This is a genomic window from Dysgonomonas mossii (assembly GCF_004569505.1).
Lineage (GTDB): Bacteria > Bacteroidota > Bacteroidia > Bacteroidales > Dysgonomonadaceae > Dysgonomonas.
In genome coordinates this window covers 1-19,889 of sequence record NZ_SPPK01000006.1, presented here as the reverse complement: position 1 = coordinate 19,889, position 19,889 = coordinate 1, and the positions used below count along the sequence as shown (strand labels likewise).

The window sequence follows — 19,889 nt, the reverse complement described above, 5'->3', positions numbered from 1 at the left end:
CATTGCCGCCATTTTTTATATATGCTTGATTTATTTGCTTATGAAACTCTTAATGATTTTCCTGCTCTAAGCGTAGCCCTTGATGTGATATTGTTCAACTTACAAAGTTTGCTGATTGTTGTACCATGCATCCTTGCGATTTTGCCGAGTGTGTCACCTTTTGATATTCGGTGATATTTTACAGAACCCGTCGCATATTTATTTTTTACATCATTGCTTGATCTTGTAGTAGAGGATGAGGCAAGGTTTCTTATATCTACACCTTTACTGCTTTTTCTATAGCTGTTTGGTGTTACTGTATAAGTGTCTTTGTGGCAAACCTTGTTATCAAAATCAACAATGTATATAGGATTTATCGGATTGCCTAAAAAGCGGATTTCGAAATGTAAGTGAGAACCTGTCGAACGTCCTGTGTTTCCTCCTAAAGCGATCGGGTCTCCCGATTTTACAACTTGGTCTTCTTCTACTAAGAATCTGGACAAGTGTCCGTAAACTGTTTCCAATCCATTTGGATGGCGCAAGGCTAAGTAGTAACCATATCCACGTCTTTCGTATTGTTTTACACGTACTTTTCCGTCGAAAGCTGCGTAAATCGTATCACCCACCTGTACTTTAAGGTCTATTCCGTAATGCATACGGCGGCGGCGAGGGCCGAAATTAGAGGTAACATATCCCATGGTCGGCATTGTGAAATTGGCCAGGCTCACTTTGAATGTATCTGGAATATTCTCTATAGAACGGTATGCGTTCACATAACGATTATTCCATATACCTCCGTAAAGATCTTCTGCTGGGATTTCATTCTCTCCAAGGATGCGCTCTTCTTGAATTTCTTTAAGTATAGAAAGGTCTCTTTTTATTTTAATTCCATCTGCATATAGATTGGAATTCGGGGTCTGTCTGCTGTGTCGTTGCTTGTACTTTAGCTCTACTCTGTCGGGTGAGGCTTCTTCTGTTATTTTCTTCTGGGCGAAACCGGTCATTGGGATGAAAAATACTGCCACTAGAGGCAATAATCTGATTCGCTTGAAGCCTTTTGTTAAAATGTTACTGCTTATTCCTGTCATAAATATAAATTAAATCTCGTCACCCGCATATAAATTAGCTAGCGTGGATTGTTTATAATCAAAAATCTCGTTGTCGTTAAAAAAGCGTTTTAGTTCAATTTTTGCAGATTCGGACGAATCTGATGCATGCACAATATTCTCCTGAGAACTAACCGAAAAATCTCCTCTAATAGTTCCCGGAGTAGCTTCCCTGCCATTGGTTACTCCAATCAGGGAGCGTACAACTTTAGTTGCATTCTTCCCTTCCCAACATTGAAGTATAACCGGACATACCTGCATGGAATCTTTTACACGTTGGAAAAATGGCCTGTCTTTTAAGTGTGAATAATGCTCACTGAGGATCGCATCAGTCAACTGTACCATTTTCATCCCTGCTAGACGTAAACCCTTCTTTTCGAAACGAGAGATAACCTCTCCTATCAGTGCTCTTTGAACACAAGAAGGCTTTAGAATAACGAGGGTTTTTTCCATGTGTGTACTTAAAAATAAATAGAATTTATAAGATATAGAGGCCAAATATAAAACATATTTCAATTTGTAACAACCCCGTAACCTGCGAAAAGGTAGATTTTAACAGTATTTACGCTATGTTTAAGAACATATTTTGTTTGGAATCTCTCTAAACAAAAGCGGTGTTACGCCCTATGGGAGGTGTAGTGCGTTTAACTAAATATAACTAATTTGTAAAGTGTTCCTCAAATGAGGTGTATTGTCTCTATTTCTTAAATATCAGATATACAGCAGCAATAAGAAAGACAAAAGCCAATAAATGGTTCCATTTGAAAGTTTCGGTCTTGAATGCCAGTGTACTGAACAATACAAAGACAGTGAGGGTGATAACTTCTTGGATGATTTTTAGCTGCATCAGAGTAAAAGGTCCTCCATTACCCTGAAATCCAATCCTGTTTGCAGGTACTTGAAAGCAATATTCAAAAAAGGCAATACCCCAGCTGAAAAGTATAACACCAAATAAAGGAAGTGATTCGAACCACGAATATTCTTTCATTTTTAGATGCCCATACCAAGCAAAAGTCATGAATATATTAGAAAAGACCAATAATATTATTGTATATACACCAGATAAGTTCATTCTCTGTAGATTAAAAATTTCGCAGCAAAAGTAATTATTTTTTGGAACTTTTGTTTTGATTTAATTCTTACCTTTGAAATATCCATAAAAAACAACACAATAATAATTAGCACTATGAAAAATATTGCAAGAAAAACACTTGATGAATTCATCATCGAGAGACAAGAAGATTTCAAATATTCGAGAGGAGAGCTTTCCCGCCTCTTAAACTCAATCCTTCTCGCCGCCAGAGTCGTTAGTTACAAAGTAAATAAAGCCGGTCTGGTAGATATCTTGGGAGCAGTAGGCACTACGAATGTACAAGGCGAGGATCAGAAAAAATTAGATGTGTATGCCAATGATGTCTTTATACAAACACTTATCAACAGGGAAATTGTATGTGGTATTGCTTCGGAAGAAAATGATAACTTTATTACAATTGAAGGGCTTGACGAGGGGCATAACAATAAATATGTAGTGTTGATGGACCCACTTGACGGATCGTCCAATATTGAAGTAAATGTATCGGTAGGAACTATTTTCTCTATATACCGTCGCATTTCTCCGATAGGTTCACCCGTTACTATGGAGGATTTCTTACAACCGGGAGTTAATCAGGTGGCAGCAGGATATATTATATATGGTACATCGACTATGATCGTTTATACGACAGGTAGAGGGGTGAATGGTTTTACGCTAAATCCTGCGATCGGAAGTTTTTATCTGTCGCATCCGAATATGAGATGTCCTAAAAACGCGAATATATATTCTGTCAACGAAGGCAATTATGTGCATTTTCCGCAAGGCGTGAAAGATTATATAAAATACTGTCAGGAAGAAAAAGAAGACCGTCCTTATACTGCCCGATATATAGGGAGCTTGGTGTCGGATTGCCATCGCAACCTGATTACCGGAGGTATCTATTTCTATCCGTCTACACACAAAGCGCCTAAGGGCAAGCTACGGTTGTTGTACGAATGTAATCCGATGGCATTTATTACAGAACAAGCCGGCGGTGCTGCTATAGATGGGCATAATCGGATATTGGAGATTCAGCCGCAGGAGTTACACCAGCGAGTACCGTTTTATTGTGGAAGCTTGAATATGGTAAAAAAACTAAAAGACTTTATAGAAAGAGCTGAAGAAAAAGAAAAAAAAGATAAATAAAATAAAAGCTCTCATGGTTAACGCTATGAGAGCCTTTGTTTTTAACTAACTTTGTCTCTCGAATATGGAGCTTAGTTATACATTGTCTACAAATGACTATTTAGAGTTGCAACTTTATAATTTGTCTCACAACAGCGGTTATAAAAAGCAGCGGAAATGGGATCGTTATCGATTGCCGGGGTTATCTCTTTTGTTTGGTGCTATCCTGTTGTTTGACGGGATGAACGATATTTTGGCTTATGTCTTTATCGCATCATCACTTTTGTTTTTTATCTTTTATCAACGCTGGTCGGCGTGGATGTATAAGCGTATGAGTAAGCGAAAGGTAATAGACAGTATGAAAGGAGAATCTCTCTACGAAATAAAACTTTTGCTGGGGAATGATGTTATAGAAGTCGACAGTAAGCGAGGTCATAATTTTTTTAATGTGCATGATATAAAATCCATCATCGAAATGGAGCGATATTTTTTTCTGATGATGAATCAATATGTTTATATCATTATTCCCAAAGATCAGATTGTTAACAAGGAACAACTGGCAGAAGTTTTCGAAGGATATAGGAATACTAAAGGTATTCCACTTATAGCCGAATTGGAGTGGGAATGGAAGTAAATATTTTTTAGCTTATTTCACATTAGACGAGATGTTTCTTGCCTGAAGTGTAAAGTAGAGATTGCAAATTTTATTATATTTGCTCGATTTTATAAAAAGGGTTCGTCCTGACTTCGTATTGGATAAAAACAATCATTATATATTATGGATTTAATTAAAGAGATAGTAGAAAGAGCAAAAGCGAACAAACAGCGTATCGTATTGCCGGAAGGAACTGAAGAAAGGACTATAAAAGCAGCAGATCAGTTGCTTGGTGATGGCGTTGCCGACATTATCCTTATAGGGAATGTGAAAGAAGTAAAAGAATTGGCAGCCGGTCTTAATCTGAAAAATATAGATAAAGCAACCATTCTTGATCCGAAGGATTATGAGAAGAAAGAGGTTTATACGAATCTTCTTTTTGAGTTGAGAAAATCGAAAGGCTTGACTATCGAACAGGCAGCAAAACTTGCTGAAAATCCGCTATATATTGGTTGCCTTATGATCAAAAACGAAGATGCCGACGGCGAGATTGCCGGAGCCGAGAATACAACAGGAGATGTGCTTCGCCCTGCATTGCAAATTATAAAAACAGCACCCGGAATCAGTGTGGTATCAGGTGCTTTTTTAATGTTTACTACTCAGAAACAATATGGTAAAGACGGACTGTTGCTTTTTGCAGATTGCGCCGTTACTCCCGATCCTACAGCATCTCAGTTGGCCGAAATAGCTGTTGCTACAGGTCAAACTGCACGTGCTTTGGTTGGAGAAGAACCACAGGTGGCAATTCTAAGTTTTTCGACAAAAGGAAGTGCTAAAAGCCCGTTAGTAGATAAAGTGATTGAAGCTACACAGTTGGCTCAAAAAATAGATCCTACAATGAAGATCGATGGCGAATTGCAAGCCGATGCAGCTCTTGTGCCTGCAGTAGGTAAGCAAAAAGCTCCCGAAAGTGCAGTTGCAGGACAAGCAAATGTGTTAGTGTTCCCTTCATTAGAAGTTGGAAATATTGCTTACAAACTTGTGCAACGTTTGGGGAATGCCGAGGCTGTAGGTCCTATCCTGCAAGGAATGGCTGCACCGGTAAATGATTTGTCGCGAGGTTGCTCGGTAAGTGATATATATAATATGGTGGCTATTGCCGCTAATCAGGCTATTGCCGCAAAGAAAAAGTAAAATAGTTATAAATAGCTTTGAGAAATAGACGGTTGGTACGAACAATCATTCGATTCGCTTTTCCGACCTGCTCATAGTTTATAACTCTAAATTTATAATTAAAATATTTATGGCAGAAATCATAGAACCTATTGAGGAGTATGGGTTAAGCTCAAAAAATAAGAAGAGGTCTCTTTTCTCTAAGATCGGGGTTGTTGGCTGCGGTCGTGATGGACGACATATTGTAAGCCTTACAGCACTATCGGGTATTGAGGTTACTTTTGTTGAAGTATCGGAAGATAGGATACAACTGGCCTTGAAAGATATAGAGCACGGACTGGATACAAAGATAGAAAACTGGGGGTTGACTCAGGGCGAAAAACGCTCTACCATGGGACGTATCAAAGGAACCCTTGATTATCAGGATCTGCAAGATTGCGATTTTGTGATCGAATGTATTCGTTACGATGTAGATGGTGGACGTAGCACTGATTTGAGGAAAGAAGTTTTCCGCAATCTGGAACAAGTTTTGTCGCCGGATGCTATTATCGCTACAAATGCAACTACAGTTATCATCAGTGAACTGGCTGCTGACCTGAAGTATAAAGCTCGTTGTATCAGTTTGCATTTTCCTGTCTCACATACAGATGCTCGTTTGTTAGAGATCGTAAGAGGAACATTTACGTCCGAAGAAGCAGTGCACAAGGTGTATCACTTTGCTCACATGATCAAGCATACAGCTATACAGGTGCACGAAAGTAGCGGGCTTGTAAGTTTTCGTATGATGATAACAATGTTGAATGAAGCATGTCAGATATGGATGGAGAATGTAGCTTCTATAGAAGATATAGATAAAGAGTTTACAATCATATTCGGACAACGGTTTGGTATTTTCCAACTGGCAGACATACTAGGTATCGAAAAGCTGGTAATGCTTATGGAGGATATGTTCGATGAGTATGGCGATAAGAAATATAAGGCTAGTCCGGTATTGTGGAAGTTGTTCAGATCAAAACAACTTGGCGTATCTACCAAACGAGGTTTTTATATTTACGACGATGCAGGGAAAATAATAGGACCAAACGATTTAATTTAAAGACATGAAGATATTAGTATTGAACTGTGGAAGTTCTTCTATAAAATATAAGCTTTTCGATATGGAAAGCAAGGCTGTGATTGCACAGGGAGGAGTCGAAAAAATCGGTTTGAAAGGTTCTTTCCTTAAGTTTCCGCTACCTAATGGAGATAAAGTAGTTCTTGAAGGTGAAATTCTAGAGCATCAGGCCGGGATAGAATATATATTGGGTGTTTTAACAAGCTCTAAGTATGGCGTGTTAGGCTCTTTGGACGAGATAGACGCTGTTGGTCATCGTGTGGTTCACGGTGGTGAAGAGTTTAATAGTAGTGTATTTATTACCGATGAGGTGATAAAGAAAATGGAAGAATGCATAGAGCTTGCTCCATTGCACAATCCACCTAATCTTGCAGGTATTTATGCCGTGAAAGAATTGATGGGAAATATCCCGCAGGTGGGAGTTTTTGATACTGCTTACCATCAGACAATGCCGGCAAGATCATATATGTATGGGTTACCATATTCATTATATGAGAAATACGGTATCAGACGTTATGGTTTTCACGGAACAAGTCACAGATATGTTTCACGTAAAGGGTGTGATTTGCTCGGTGTTCCGTACGAAAAACAACGCATTATCACAGCTCATATAGGTAATGGCGGCTCTTTGGCTGCTATCTATGGCGGAAAGTCGGTAGATACATCAATGGGTATGACTCCTGTTGAAGGTCTGTTGATGGGTACTCGTTCGGGCGATGTAGATGCCGGTATTATATCTTTCATTATGGAGAAAGAGAACATCGGCACACAAGCTATTTCTACTCTCGTAAATAAGCACAGTGGGCTGTTAGGTGTATCGGGTGTATCGTCTGATATGCGTGAGTTGCGTGCCGCAATGGATGAGGGTAACGAAAGAGCGATATTGGCTTTCGATATGTTTGTACACCGTATAAAGAAATATGTGGGTGCTTATGCAGCCGTTCTGGGTGGTGTAGATATTCTTATGTTTACGGGCGGTATAGGCGAAAATGCTATTGCTGTTCGTGAGCAAGTATGTAAGGATATGGAATATATGGGAATAAAACTTGACGTAGAGAAGAATGCCAAGATACAAGGAGAAGAGGCTGTTGTTAGTGCTCCCGACTCTAAAGTAATCGTTATGGTTGTTCCTACCGATGAAGAATATATGATCGCCTCCGATACAATGGAGATCGTTAATAAATAAGCTTCTATAGTATATTTAGATATGTGAAAAACGGCACAATATTGTGCCCTTTTTCGTTTCTTTATAATACACAAGATTCTTTAACAAATTCATTAACAATTTGTAGTTCACAGTTAAACAAAATTAAACACGGGAAAAATCATAGTCTATTATTTGGAAGATTCCTCAGGGGGATTTACCTTTGTAATGTGTTTTTCATAGTATTAGATTTAAGGTTAACAATGAAGATTGGTTGTCGGGACGACAACCTTTTCTTTTTTATATAGGTTTGAAATCTAATAGCTTGAAACTTCCTAAAGCAAGGCACTCCACAGAATCTATTTTTCTCTCTTTTCGTATACATCTTATATTATTTATATTACCTTTATTTCATAACATGGAGATAAGGAAGTAGATATGAGAAAAATTAGTATAATATTTTGCCTTTGCCTACTATTTTGTAATTGTGATAGCCGATCACCTTTAATTAAGGATGACAAGACACTACGCAGCTTAATAGATAAAGCCTTGAATGAAAATGATGAATTTGCATACAGTGAAGTAAGAGCTCATTATTTTTCAGAAGAAAGACTTCAGGATTTTTGTTATTATGCAATAAAGATGGCTAATAAATATGATTATCCGGATGCGTATTATGATGTTTTTGTAACATTAACCCTTACAGAAAATAAACCTATAGACAGTTTAGAGAATAAAACTAGATGTTTAGCTTTATATTATCTATTAAAAGCAAAAGAATTAGGCTCTGAAAGAGGAAAATATGATATACAAAACATATTTCCAGATAGTATTCCTAACTCAACTTATTATTTAGAAGAAATGTCAAAAGAATAATATCTTGTTTGTAAAATAAAGATACTCTTGTTTCTTCGGATTCGTAATTCGGATATTTCCTTAATACGTTAGATTTATTATATTTATTTTATGAGTGTAATGAAGATTTTACAGCAATCAGGATTCTCCATTGCAATTATTCTAATAATAATTGGCTATATAGCTTGGAAAAATGAATATAAGATTTTTGCAATAGTTATGTATATTCTTGCTTTTGTATTCTTTATTTTAATTGTTATTGGTTTTACAGCATACGTTTGTCCTTAATGGCTTTCATCCCTTCTACTGCTTAATTATAGCAGTCTTTCTTTTTGTTTTACCCCACAAGCACCCTTTTTCGCTCCCTAATTACCCAAGCTAAGACTATAAATATTCAATCCACATCCATTGTTGTACAATCAATTCCAATATTCTATCATCGGAAGGATAGGAATAGGTTTATAGATAAATTCTATTGAAATATATTTGTGTATAAATAAAAACTATATATCTTTGCGATATATAGATAAAAAATATAAGTATAATTTAAATATAAATAAAATTTATTATGAAGCCTATTATTAATTTACAATTACCGGAATTTAAAGTACAAGCTTATCACAATGGAGCTTTTAAGACAGTAACACATGAAGACGTAAAAGGGAAGTGGGCAATCTTCTTCTTTTATCCTGCCGATTTTACATTTGTTTGCCCAACAGAACTTGTTGATGTAGCTGACAAATATGATCAACTGCAAGCAATGGGAGTAGAGGTTTATTCTGTAAGTACGGACTCACATTTTGTGCATAAAGCGTGGCATGATGCATCTGAAAGTATTCGCAAGATCAAATATCCGATGTTAGCTGATACCGTAGGAGTACTCAGCCGTGCATTTGGCGTGATGATCGAGGAGGAAGGAATGGCATATAGAGGAACTTTCCTTCTAAATCCAGAGGGACAAGTTAAGATTGCCGAAATTCATGACAATGGAATTGGTCGTAATGCAGACGAATTGCTTCGCAAGGTAGAAGCTGCTCAGTTTGTAGCAACACACGATGGTGAAGTTTGTCCTGCTAAATGGAAAAAAGGAGAAGAAACACTCAAGCCAAGTATAGATCTGGTTGGTAAGATTTAATATTCAAATTTGCAGACCGGCTTAATAAAGCCGGTTTTTAAATCAACCTAATTAAAAATAAAATACATGCTAGATTCATCTTTTAAAGAACAAATACGCTCGATATTCTCTGAACTGAAAAATCAGTATACATTAAATATTACTGCTTTCGACCAGCATGACTCCTATCGTGAACTTGTCGATCTTCTCGATGATGTGGCTTCTTGTTCCGATAATATTTCCTGTCAGATTAATAAAGGTGAAGGGCTCGAGTTCTCTTTATTGAAAAATGGAGAAGATACACGTATTAAATTCAGAGGAGTACCTAACGGACATGAGTTTACCTCTTTATTATTGGCTATACTGAACAGTGACGGCAAGGGGAAGAATATCCCTGACGAATTTGTTGTAAACAGAGTTAAAGCTCTTCGGGGGCCTATAAATCTTACTACTTATGTATCGCTGACGTGTACCAATTGTCCAGATATTGTTCAAGCACTTAATGTTATGGCTACTCTCAAGGCTGAAATATATCACGAGATGGTAGACGGGGCGATAAATCAGGAAGAGGTTGATGCTCTTAAACTGCAAGGTGTTCCCGCAGTATTTGCTGATGGTAAATTGATTCATGTAGGCCGTGGTGAATTCGGTGAATTGTTATCCAAACTGGAAGACCGATATGGAAGTAGAGAGGTGGCAGATAATAATCAAACAGTCAGAGAGTATGATGTAGCGGTAATAGGTGGAGGCCCCGCAGGAGTTGCAGCATCTATTTACTCGGCTCGTAAAGGTTTAAAGGTGGCCTTGTTGGCTGAACGCATAGGAGGACAAGTAAAGGAAACAGTAGGAATAGAAAATCTGATTTCTGTTACCAAGACAACAGGTGAAGTGCTGTCGAACAACCTCAAAGTACACTTGCAAGATTATCCTGTGGATATACTCGAGCATCGAAAGGTAGAGAAAGTGGAGTTGATTGATGGTAAAAAAACAATATCCGTTGTAGGCGGAGAAAAGATAATTACTCCCGCTGTGATAATAGCTACAGGGGCGAGTTGGAGAAAACTCAATGTACCCGGCGAATCGGATTATATAGGAAAAGGAGTTGCTTTCTGTCCTCATTGCGATGGACCATTCTATAAAGGTAAAGAAGTGGCTGTTGTTGGTGGTGGAAATTCGGGTGTAGAGGCCGCAATAGATCTTGCGGGTATTTGCACTAAGGTAACTCTATTTGAATATGCAGAAGAACTTAAGGCTGATAAGATTTTGCAAGAAAAAGCTAAAAGCCTCCCTAATGTAGAGATCATACTGAATACCCAAACAACAGAGGTAATCGGTGACGAGAAGGTTACCGGAATAAAAGTCAAAGACCGTACTACCGGTGAAGAACGCATCGTCAATCTGAACGGCATATTTGTGCAGATTGGATTGGCTCCTAATAGTTCTGTTTTTAGAGACTTGGTGGACGTGAATCGTTTTGGAGAAATAGCCATCGATACTCATTGCCGCACGAGTATACCCGGCGTTTATGCAGCAGGAGATGTTACAACTGTGCCATTTAAGCAAATTATAATAGCAATGGGCGAAGGAGCGAAGGCTTCCCTTTCGGCATTCGAAGACCGTATGCGGGGAGTTATCTGATCGTTCTCTGATATAAGAATAGCATATTTTATCGTCTGTATGACGAGAGATTGAAGAAGGAAAAATTACAGGTATATGTTGCTTGTAATTTTTTTTGTCTGTAAATGTATGAATTAAAAAATACGATGAAACTTTAAGATAAAGTTTCGAATAATTCCATGCAATCTTTTTACCTTTACTTGTGTTTAGTAGTGTTTGTAAAATATGGACTTCAGAACAAAAATAGAAATTCCAACGTCAGACTTTAAGATATCTCATAAGAGTCATATCATGATATTTGGCTCTTGTTTTGCTGAGAATATGGGTCGGTTGTTTTTGGAAAATAAATTCAATACAAATCTCAATCCTTTCGGGATTCTCTACAATCCCTTATCCATTAGTCAGGCTTTGAGGCTGCTTGTCGATCAAAAGGTATTTACAGAAAAAGAAATTTTTGAATACAAAGGACTTTATCAAAGTTTTTGGCATCATGGATCTTTTTCAGATGTAGATAAGGATAAATGTCTGCAGGGGATAAACCACAGGTTGAAGAATGGATCAAACGATATTCGCAAGGCTGATGTCCTTTTTGTTACATTTGGAACAGTGTATGTCTTTCGTTCTTTGAAAGAGAATATGGTAGTCGGTAATTGCCATAAACTGCCTGCTACTGAATTCGAACGTTTTCGTCTTTCTGTCGCGGATATTATAGCAGAGTGGGAAGGTTTGGTAAAGGATTTGAGAAAAGTAAATCCATCGTTGCGAATAGTGTTCACTGTAAGTCCTGTTCGTCACCTTAAAGACGGAGCCCATGATAACCAGTTGAGCAAATCTACTTTGCTTTTGGCTTTAGATCAAATATGTAGTATGGTAGAAGGTTTGTATTATTTCCCTTCTTATGAAATTGTTTTGGATGAATTGCGTGATTATCGATTCTATGATGAAGACATGACCCATCCGAATCAGATAGCAATTAAATATATCTGGCAACGATTGTCAGAGACATATTTTGATGAAGAAGCTCCCCCTATAATAAAAGAATGGCAGAAAATATACCAGGCTCTGAATCATAGAGCTATAAATAACCAAAGTGATGATTATAAGCATTTTTTAAGGCAAACTTTGTTAAAGTTGAAAGCCTTCAATAAGAAATATCCATACATTTGTTGCGAACAAGAAATTGTGGATTTGGAAAACAGATCTTAATTAAAAAAGAAGAATGAAATATTCTATATATCAGGTAGCTAAGATAATTGATGCTATGCCAACCGACCTGAACGAAACTGCCATTAGTATTCTACTTACTGACAGCCGTCAAGTCTTTTTTCCCGACGAAACATTATTCTTTGCCCTTAAGACTAAGAATAATGATGGACATCGGTATATCTCCGAGCTTTATGAGCTGGGCGTTCGTAACTTTGTAGTATCTGATTTACAACCCGAGTGGGAAGAATATGAAGGTGCAAACTTTCTTGTAGTGGTAAATACGCTATTTGCTCTTCAACGTCTAGCTGCATATCATCGCAATCAGTTTAATGTGCCTGTTATTGGTATTACTGGAAGTAACGGTAAAACAGTGGTGAAGGAGTGGCTTTATCAAGTACTTCATCATGATTTTAATATTACGCATTCTCCTCGGAGCTATAATTCTCAAATTGGTGTACCTCTTTCTGTTTGGCAGATGAATAGCCATACACAGTTGGGCATATTCGAGGCAGGGGTATCTCAACCTGAGGAGATGGCAAAGCTCGAGGCGATTATAAATCCTACTATTGGTATATTTACCAATATCGGACAGGCTCATCAGGAAGGTTTCAAATCTATGAAACAAAAATGTCTCGAGAAACTGGAGCTTTTTATAAACTGCGATGTCATTATTTGTGAAGAAGAGAATGAGCTCGTAGACGAATGTATGGAGATAGCCTGTCTTTCTCACAAACGCCTGACATGGTCTCGCAAGGGGTCTAACAAAAGCCCATTGCATATAATGAAAGTTGAGAAGCTCGGAAATTGTACGACCATTCATTATTCTATACTGGGAATGGCCTCTCAGTTTACGATTCCTTTTGCTGATAATGCAGCTATCGAAAATGCTATCCATGTATTGGCTACTGCCATTTATTTGCACTTGTCTTTACCCGATATAAATCAGCGTATGGCCGGTCTTGAGCCTGTTGCAATGCGTCTTGATGTACGTCAAGGAAAAAATAATACAATTCTGATAAATGATACATATAATTCTGATATAAACTCTTTGGGAATTGCTCTTGACTTTCTGGCTCAAAGGGCAACGGATAGCCAAAAGAGAAAGGTGCTTATAATATCAGATATTCCACAGTCGGGGTTACTACCTAAAGAACTGTATTATTTGGCATCGAATCTGGTGTTGAATAAAAAAATAGATGTACTTATCGGTATCGGTAAAGAAATTTCTACATATAAGGAATTGTTTAAGAATGGCGAAATGCATTTCTTCAATACGACCAATGATTTTATCCATTCGAATATATGGAGTGATTTTCATGATATGTTTATTTTGCTGAAAGGGGCACGTAGTTTCTCATTCGAGAGTATAAATAAACTACTGGAGGTGAAAACGCACGAAACAGTGCTCGATATAGATTTAGATGCAATCGTTCACAATTATAACTTTTATAGATCAAGGCTGAATCCTAAAACCAAAATGGTATGTATGGTTAAGGCCGATGGCTATGGTACAGGAGCGACAGAGGTAGCAAAAACATTGCAGTATCATAAGTGCGATTATTTGGCTGTTGCAGTCGCAGAAGAAGGCGTATTCTTGAGAAAACAAGGGATAAAAGTTCCTATCATTGTTCTCAACTCCGAAGTAGGGGGATTTGAAGAGTTGGCGATGTATGCACTCGAACCCGAAGTGTATAATTTCAGAATATTGGATGCTTTTATAAAGGAAGCCAAATTGCAGGGAATTACAAATTATCCGATACATATAAAAATAGATACAGGAATGCATCGGTTGGGATTTACAGAAGAAGATATTCCTGAATTGATGGAGCGTATTAAGTCGCAAACAGGAGTACGTATCCAATCTGTCTTCTCTCATTTAGCGGCAAGTGAGAGTTGGAACTTTGATAATTTTACAGTAGATCAGATCAAGACCTTTAAGAAAATAACAAAAGAAATAGAGAAGAACTGCCATTATCAGGTAATGAAACATATCCTTAATTCGGCAGGGATAGAACGTTTCCCCAACGAGCAAATGGATATGGTGAGGCTGGGAATCAGTCTTTATGGAGTAAGTGCAAGTGGTTTGAACGGACTTCGTAACGTATGTACCTTGAAGACCACCATTCTACAAATCAAATATATCAAGGCCGGAGAAACTGTTGGTTATGGGCGTAAAGGTCATTTCGATAAAGATGCCACAATAGCAACTATCCGTATCGGATATGCCGACGGACTTAGTCGTCAGTTTGGTAATGGAGTTGGTAAGGTATTGGTGAATGGACACATGGTGCCTATTGTTGGAAATATTTGTATGGATTTATCAATGATCGATGTTACCGGAATAGAGGTGAGAGAAGGAGACTCCGTAGTCATCTTTGGAGAAAATCCATCTGTCGTAGATTTGGCTAAAGAAATAAATACAATCCCTTATGAGATACTAACGTCTATCTCTAGCAGGGTAAAACATATTTATTATAAAGAATAAGTTTTGTTTTAGGCATATATATAATAATAAAGGCTGCAAAAATGCAGCCTTTATTATTTATACATGTAATTATTTAATCTTTAAACATCTCATCAAAATCTACAACCTGCTTGCCCGGTAATACTTGGTTGAGTACAACCCCGATTATAGAAGCCAGTGCCATTCCTTCTAAAGAAAATACTTTGCCGATATGTATTGCTGCTCCCCCTATACCAATAACAAGTATCACAGAAGATATAATAAGATTGCGCTTACGGCTAAAGTCTACTTTGTTTTCCACAAGCATGCGTAGCCCGCTGGAGGCTATTATACCAAACAAGAGGATAGAAACGCCACCCATTACCGGAGTAGGGATAGTAGATAACAAAGCTGATATCTTACCGCAAAAACCAAACATAATAGCAAAGATTGCAGCACCCACAAACAAATAAATACTGAAAGCGCGAGTTATAGCTAATACACCGATATTTTCACCATAAGTAGTATTCGGTGGTCCTCCCAATGTAGCAGCTATCATAGTGGCAACCCCATCACCCAGCATAGAGCGATCTAGCCCCGGGTCTTTGATCAGGTCTTTGCTAACTACTTTACTCAAAACAAGCTGATGTCCGATATGCTCAGCGATAGGAACGATAGCAACAGGAACCATCATTAAGAATACTCTCCATGTGAAAGAAGGTGTATAATGAACAAATGGAATAGAGAAAGAAGGTATTTCGATCCAGTTCGCTTCAACTACGTGTTGCACATCTACAACTCCTAAGATAATAGAAAATACATACCCGCCAATTATACCTACCAATACAGGAATAACACTAAGAAATCCGCGTGTGAAAATGGCTGTAAGAATTGTTATGGTAAGAGTTACTAAGCCGATGAGCACATACGTAAGGTCATAATCTCCTGCAGGATTGTTAGTAGCCATGTTAACGGCTGTAGCGGCAAGTCCAAGCCCGATAACCATAATCACAGGTCCTACTACTACCGGAGGAAGCAACTTCATCAACCACTTTGTTCCGGCTCTGTTTATAATAAGTGCAACTACTGAATAGGTAACCCCCACAAGGAAACTACCTACAAGGAAACTTCCCATACCTACACCCGACGAAGGATCGAGTTCCAAAGCTTTTACAGCTATAATGGGATTGATAAAAGCAAATGATGATCCCAGATAAGAAGGGACTTTGCCTTTTGTGATGGCTATAAATACCAATGTCCCGATACCACTCGAGATAAGAGCCACAGCAGGGCTCATTCCGGTGAGTGCAGGAACAAGTACGGTTGCTCCGAACATGGCAAATAGATGTTGAATACTCAATAATAGCCATTGGGCGGGTTTAGGCTTTTCTGAAATACCTAAAACAATTTTCTTTTCTTCTTTCATTTTTGAGCGTTTGATATTTGTCTGTTGCACATAAAAAAAGCCGAGAACGAAATGTCCGGCTTTATATTTTATATTTACTGTTTATTCAAAATTCTTCGTTTTCATACCTATAGATTTTGTCGGCAATAAAGGTAGTATATTTCTGAAATATAATAAAGTACTTCATAAAAAGATTTTTCAAAAAAAGCAATACCAGCCAAGATATACTTTTGCCGATACTGCTTCTTCGCTATATATAATCAATGCTATTTTTCTATTCTGATTCTTGCATCCACGGCTATAACTCTTTCTTCGTTAGCCAAAAGCGGATTAATATCCATCTCTTTTATTTCCGGAGCAAACCTGAGCATAACCGATAAGCGTACAATGATTTCTACAAACAACTTTTCGTTTAAGCCTTTTTGTCCACGTGTACCCTTTATTATTTTATATGCTTTTAGTGATTGTACCATCGATGAAGCTTCGTCAAAACTCAAAGGTGCAAGTCCCGATGCTACGTCTTTCAGTATTTCTACAAAAATCCCACCCAGCCCGCATAAAACAATGTGACCGTATGTAGGTTCATATTTTGCACCGATAAATAGTTCTTGCCCCGATAGCATCGGCTGTACCATGACAGCTGTGGCATCGGCTATTTTCATCAAGCGGTCAAATTCGATTGATAAATGGTTTGCCGAATGTATATTTAACACAACCCCTCCCACATCTGATTTGTGAATAGGGCCTACACACTTTGCTACAATTGGGTATCCGATTTTGTCGGCAAAAGCGATAGCTTCGTCCCTATTGGCTGTTACCAATTCTTGCACCTGTGGAATACCTGCGGCATCAAACAATTGCCTAACCGTTTCACTATCTATATATCCGTCAGCAGAGTTGCTGATAATCGTTCTTATACGGGGTATATCAACAGATATATCTTCTATTTTGCCTACCGATGGAGGAGTCCAGGAAACAACTTTAGAGAGAGCATTTGCTAAAGCATATTCATCTGTAAAATTGACATGTCCTTTCTTTACAAAGGTTTCCATTTCTTCCGACGCAGCTATCACCGATGGTAATATCGGGTATATCGGTAGTTTGCTGGTCTTTATTTTTTTATCCAGCATATTATAGGCTTCGGCTACATTGCTTACTCCGGGGTTTCCGTATATAACGGCTATACCATTTATTTCTTTAAAGTATGTTTCGCAAAAATCGATACATGTAGCCATGTGTTCACCAGTTCCTGTTCCTATAATATCTATAGGATTAGATACTGCGGCTCCCGGGAGAAGATGCTTCTTTAGTTCGGCTGCCAAGTCTTTATCCAATTCAGGAACATCGATATTCCCTTTTGATAGAGCGTCTGTTAATATTACGGCAGGCCCCCCTGCTTGGGTAATTATAGCCAAGTTCCGTCCGTTTATTTTCTTTAATGTCAATACTGCTGCAACGTTCGCAAGTTCTTCGCGTGAGTAGCAACGTATAATTCCCGCTTTTCTGAACAGGGCTTCAACGGCTGAGTCGGAACTCGCTATTGCTCCCGTATGAGAAGATGCTGCGCGACTGCCGGATGTGGAACTGCCTGATTTTATGGCAGCTATTTTGCACCCCTTATTGATGAGGGAAGATGAATGAAGAAGAAATCTGTCGGGATTACTAATTTTTTCTAAATAGAGAAGTTTTATTTTCGGACTGGTTTCCGGATCAAATTCTTTATCTAAATATTCCAATATATCTTCAATTCCTATTTGAGCGGCATTTCCAATTGACCAGGCTGAGTTAAATCTCAGTCCAATACGCATAGCAGACTCTATGATATAAGTAATTGTTCCTCCCGAACTGGAAATTATATCTACTCCATTCGTATCAAGGCTGGGTATAGGACGAGTGAAAATGCTTTGATGATTCGTGTTGAAGAAACCAGAACAATTAGGGCCGATCATAATTGCTCCGGCCTTATTTACAATTTCTACAAGTTGTTTTTCTCTGATAGCACCCTCTTCAGACTCTTCGCTAAATCCGGCAGAAAATACAATAAAAGCTTTTACTCCCTTTTTATTCGCCAGATAGTCTACAGTCTCTATACATTGGTTGGCAGGTATAGATATAATGGCAAGATCTGCTTGAGGTATATCTTCAACCTTGGTATAGGCTTTAATACCTTGTATGATACCTCCTTTCGAATTTACAATATATAGTTCTTTTTCGAATGTCCCATTTATAATATTATGCAAAACACTCCCTCCCGGTTTCAAAATGTTATCAGAAGCGCCGACTATGACAATGCTTTTGGGGTTTATTAATTGATTGTAAGACATAAAACAGGTTTTGAGTGTTATTTTGCACAAAAATAATCAAATAATATGATAGCTGAGGAATCTATTTCTATAATATAAAACATGTTTTATTATCCGAAAATATTATTCCTGGTAGTAAGTCGATTTTAAAGTATCTGTAAAAAGTGCTTACTTTATAAGTTTTATTTTTTGAAATACCAGAATACACCAAAATATAAGAATTTTAAGTTATGCTGAAAACGCAAATTTCTATGGCTGCATTTGCAGACACAAAACCACATTACAATATACTGGATGGGCTGCGCGGGGTCGCCGCTATCATGGTTGTATGTTTTCATATATTTGAAGCTTTTGCCACCAGTCATTTAGATCAACGTATCAATCACGGATATTTAGCTGTCGATTTTTTCTTTATACTGTCAGGATTTGTTATAGGCTACGCTTATGATGGTCGTTGGGAAACAATGAAAGCAAAAGATTTTATTAAACGCCGAATTATACGATTGCACCCAATGGTTGTGATGGGAGCTATTATTGGAGCGATCATGTTTTACTTTCAAGGCTGTTCTGTATGGGATGTATCTAAAGTGACTGTTGTGGCTTTGTTTACCGCTACATTATTTAATGCACTATTGATTCCTGCTACTACAGCAACCGAGGTTCGAGGATTGGGAGAAATGTTTCCTCTCAATGGGCCCAGTTGGTCTTTATTTTTTGAATATATAGGTAATGTTCTTTATGTTTTATTTATTCGCAAGTTTTCGACTAAGGTTCTTGCTCTACTTGTTTTTATTACCGGGGGTTGCTTGGCGGCATTTGCGATATTAGGTCCTTTAGGGGATATATGTGTTGGATATTCATTAACCGGAACAGAGTTTGCCGGAGGATCGTTCAGGTTGTTATTCTCTTTCTCTGCAGGCTTGCTGCTTTCTCGTATTTTTAAACCAGTCAAGAATATAAAAGGTGCTTTTTGGATATGTAGTTTTGCTATCGTTGTCCTTTTAGCTGTGCCACGTATTGGTGGAGCCGAACATTTATGGATGAATGGAATATATGATACCATGTGTTGCGTTGTATTTTTTCCGCTACTTGTCTATTTAGGAGCTTCGGGGCAAACGACCGATAAATACACAATTTGCGTATGCCGATTCTTAGGAGATATTTCTTATCCCTTATATATGGTGCATTACCCTTTTATATATTTATATTATGCTTGGGTGAAGAATGAGAATCTCACATTCCAGGAATCATTACCAGGTGCAGCCGGAGTTCTTGTCGGAAGTATTACTTTAGCTTATATCTGTTTGAAGTTTTACGATACGCCGGTTCGGAAATATTTAGCAAATCGATTTCTAAAACAAAAAAGCAATATCTAATTCTTTATTTGTTCTTGTTATCTCTATCTGCAAAGTAGAATTTCTATAGTTTGTTTTTTCTTTAGCGGGTACTTTTCTGATCGTTTCACTTTTTTTCTATTTGCTTGATTGGTCGACTCAGATTGAGTTCTTGTGTCATCACCCCCTCAATTTTCAAAAAAAGGTTTGAAAAAAAATATGTTTAACAACAGTTTGCATATAAGGGATATAGGTATTAATTTTGTAGTTCTGCCGAAAAATATTTTAAAATTAATTGGTAAAA

16 protein-coding genes are annotated in these 19,889 nt (G+C 37.8%); 11 read left to right on the top strand and 5 right to left on the bottom strand.

All coding sequences use genetic code 11. From position 1 onward, the window contains the following. Nucleotides 1-38: 38 nt before the first annotated feature. The 3 genes from E4T88_RS15245 to E4T88_RS15235 all read right to left on the bottom strand — a co-directional run bounded on the left by E4T88_RS15245 (nucleotide 39) and on the right by E4T88_RS15235 (nucleotide 2,157). On the bottom strand, nucleotides 39-1,067 hold the full coding sequence (locus E4T88_RS15245; protein ID WP_135106942.1) for a peptidoglycan DD-metalloendopeptidase family protein: 1,029 nt from the start codon (nucleotides 1,065-1,067) through the stop codon (nucleotides 39-41). Between the two features lie 9 nt (nucleotides 1,068-1,076). After that, nucleotides 1,077-1,538 carry a nucleoside-diphosphate kinase gene (gene ndk / locus E4T88_RS15240; RefSeq protein ID WP_135106940.1) on the bottom strand — a complete coding sequence of 154 codons (462 nt, stop codon included), beginning with the start codon at nucleotides 1,536-1,538 and terminating at the stop codon, nucleotides 1,077-1,079. Nucleotides 1,539-1,782: 244 nt separating this feature from the next. After that, complete coding sequence (locus tag E4T88_RS15235) at nucleotides 1,783-2,157, bottom strand: DMT family protein (RefSeq protein ID WP_135106938.1); 375 nt, start codon at nucleotides 2,155-2,157, stop codon at nucleotides 1,783-1,785. Between the two features lie 114 nt (nucleotides 2,158-2,271). Between E4T88_RS15235 and fbp the strand changes: the two genes are divergently transcribed. The 10 genes from fbp to E4T88_RS15180 all read left to right on the top strand — a co-directional run bounded on the left by fbp (nucleotide 2,272) and on the right by E4T88_RS15180 (nucleotide 14,585). After that, nucleotides 2,272-3,303 (top strand): class 1 fructose-bisphosphatase, encoded by a 1,032-nt coding sequence (gene fbp, locus E4T88_RS15230; RefSeq protein ID WP_135106936.1) that lies wholly within the window; start codon nucleotides 2,272-2,274, stop codon nucleotides 3,301-3,303. 64 nt (nucleotides 3,304-3,367) lie between these two features. Beyond that, complete coding sequence (locus E4T88_RS15220) at nucleotides 3,368-3,916, top strand: YcxB family protein (RefSeq protein ID WP_135106934.1); 549 nt, start codon at nucleotides 3,368-3,370, stop codon at nucleotides 3,914-3,916. A 144-nt stretch (nucleotides 3,917-4,060) separates the two neighbouring features. Continuing rightward, nucleotides 4,061-5,071, top strand: coding sequence for a phosphate acetyltransferase (gene pta, locus E4T88_RS15215; RefSeq protein ID WP_135106932.1), 1,011 nt, complete (start codon nucleotides 4,061-4,063; stop codon nucleotides 5,069-5,071). 109 nt (nucleotides 5,072-5,180) lie between these two features. Continuing rightward, complete coding sequence (locus E4T88_RS15210) at nucleotides 5,181-6,146, top strand: 3-hydroxyacyl-CoA dehydrogenase family protein (RefSeq protein ID WP_135106931.1); 966 nt, start codon at nucleotides 5,181-5,183, stop codon at nucleotides 6,144-6,146. 4 nt (nucleotides 6,147-6,150) lie between these two features. Beyond that, nucleotides 6,151-7,350, top strand: a complete 1,200-nt coding sequence (locus tag E4T88_RS15205; RefSeq protein ID WP_135106929.1) for an acetate kinase — start codon at nucleotides 6,151-6,153, stop codon at nucleotides 7,348-7,350. A gap of 396 nt (nucleotides 7,351-7,746) precedes the next feature. Continuing rightward, the gene (locus E4T88_RS15200) at nucleotides 7,747-8,184 is read left to right on the top strand and encodes a hypothetical protein (protein WP_135106927.1); all 438 of its coding nucleotides are present in this window, start codon (nucleotides 7,747-7,749) and stop codon (nucleotides 8,182-8,184) included. Between the two features lie 547 nt (nucleotides 8,185-8,731). Continuing rightward, nucleotides 8,732-9,298 (top strand): alkyl hydroperoxide reductase subunit C, encoded by a 567-nt coding sequence (gene ahpC, locus E4T88_RS15195; RefSeq protein ID WP_135106925.1) that lies wholly within the window; start codon nucleotides 8,732-8,734, stop codon nucleotides 9,296-9,298. Between the two features lie 66 nt (nucleotides 9,299-9,364). Continuing rightward, nucleotides 9,365-10,915, top strand: coding sequence for an alkyl hydroperoxide reductase subunit F (gene ahpF / locus E4T88_RS15190; RefSeq protein WP_135106922.1), 1,551 nt, complete (start codon nucleotides 9,365-9,367; stop codon nucleotides 10,913-10,915). A 204-nt stretch (nucleotides 10,916-11,119) separates the two neighbouring features. Next, nucleotides 11,120-12,100, top strand: a complete 981-nt coding sequence (locus E4T88_RS15185; RefSeq protein ID WP_135106921.1) for a GSCFA domain-containing protein — start codon at nucleotides 11,120-11,122, stop codon at nucleotides 12,098-12,100. Nucleotides 12,101-12,113: 13 nt separating this feature from the next. Continuing rightward, nucleotides 12,114-14,585: a bifunctional UDP-N-acetylmuramoyl-tripeptide:D-alanyl-D-alanine ligase/alanine racemase gene (locus E4T88_RS15180; protein ID WP_135106919.1), complete on the top strand. Its 2,472-nt coding sequence runs from the start codon at nucleotides 12,114-12,116 to the stop codon at nucleotides 14,583-14,585. A 73-nt stretch (nucleotides 14,586-14,658) separates the two neighbouring features. Here the strand turns inward: E4T88_RS15180 and E4T88_RS15175 are convergent, their stop codons facing one another. Together E4T88_RS15175 and E4T88_RS15170 are read right to left on the bottom strand one after the other, a co-directional pair. Beyond that, entirely contained in the window at nucleotides 14,659-15,969 is a 1,311-nt protein-coding gene (locus tag E4T88_RS15175; protein WP_135106917.1) for a solute carrier family 23 protein, read from the bottom strand. A 245-nt stretch (nucleotides 15,970-16,214) separates the two neighbouring features. Beyond that, nucleotides 16,215-18,272: an acetate--CoA ligase family protein gene (locus E4T88_RS15170; protein ID WP_135106915.1), complete on the bottom strand. Its 2,058-nt coding sequence runs from the start codon at nucleotides 18,270-18,272 to the stop codon at nucleotides 16,215-16,217. Nucleotides 18,273-18,481: 209 nt separating this feature from the next. Here E4T88_RS15170 and E4T88_RS15165 point away from each other — a divergent pair, with 209 nt between their 5' ends. Then, complete coding sequence (locus E4T88_RS15165; protein ID WP_135106913.1) at nucleotides 18,482-19,627, top strand: acyltransferase family protein; 1,146 nt, start codon at nucleotides 18,482-18,484, stop codon at nucleotides 19,625-19,627. Nucleotides 19,628-19,889 lie beyond the last annotated feature (262 nt).

Bases quoted from the DNA above. Each gene is read 5' to 3' on its own strand.
- E4T88_RS15165 (WP_135106913.1), top strand. From the start codon at position 18,482: ATGCTGAAAACGCAAATTTCTATGGCTGCATTTGCAGACACAAAACCA.
- fbp (WP_135106936.1), top strand. From the start codon at position 2,272: ATGAAAAATATTGCAAGAAAAACACTTGATGAATTCATCATCGAGAGA.
- E4T88_RS15210 (WP_135106931.1), top strand. From the start codon at position 5,181: ATGGCAGAAATCATAGAACCTATTGAGGAGTATGGGTTAAGCTCAAAA.
- E4T88_RS15220 (WP_135106934.1), top strand. From the start codon at position 3,368: ATGGAGCTTAGTTATACATTGTCTACAAATGACTATTTAGAGTTGCAA.
- E4T88_RS15235 (WP_135106938.1), bottom strand. From the start codon at position 2,157: ATGAACTTATCTGGTGTATATACAATAATATTATTGGTCTTTTCTAAT.
- E4T88_RS15175 (WP_135106917.1), bottom strand. From the start codon at position 15,969: ATGAAAGAAGAAAAGAAAATTGTTTTAGGTATTTCAGAAAAGCCTAAA.
- E4T88_RS15170 (WP_135106915.1), bottom strand. From the start codon at position 18,272: ATGTCTTACAATCAATTAATAAACCCCAAAAGCATTGTCATAGTCGGC.
- E4T88_RS15245 (WP_135106942.1), bottom strand. From the start codon at position 1,067: ATGACAGGAATAAGCAGTAACATTTTAACAAAAGGCTTCAAGCGAATC.
- E4T88_RS15180 (WP_135106919.1), top strand. From the start codon at position 12,114: ATGAAATATTCTATATATCAGGTAGCTAAGATAATTGATGCTATGCCA.
- E4T88_RS15185 (WP_135106921.1), top strand. From the start codon at position 11,120: ATGGACTTCAGAACAAAAATAGAAATTCCAACGTCAGACTTTAAGATA.
- ahpF (WP_135106922.1), top strand. From the start codon at position 9,365: ATGCTAGATTCATCTTTTAAAGAACAAATACGCTCGATATTCTCTGAA.
- ahpC (WP_135106925.1), top strand. From the start codon at position 8,732: ATGAAGCCTATTATTAATTTACAATTACCGGAATTTAAAGTACAAGCT.
- ndk (WP_135106940.1), bottom strand. From the start codon at position 1,538: ATGGAAAAAACCCTCGTTATTCTAAAGCCTTCTTGTGTTCAAAGAGCA.
- E4T88_RS15205 (WP_135106929.1), top strand. From the start codon at position 6,151: ATGAAGATATTAGTATTGAACTGTGGAAGTTCTTCTATAAAATATAAG.
- E4T88_RS15200 (WP_135106927.1), top strand. From the start codon at position 7,747: ATGAGAAAAATTAGTATAATATTTTGCCTTTGCCTACTATTTTGTAAT.
- pta (WP_135106932.1), top strand. From the start codon at position 4,061: ATGGATTTAATTAAAGAGATAGTAGAAAGAGCAAAAGCGAACAAACAG.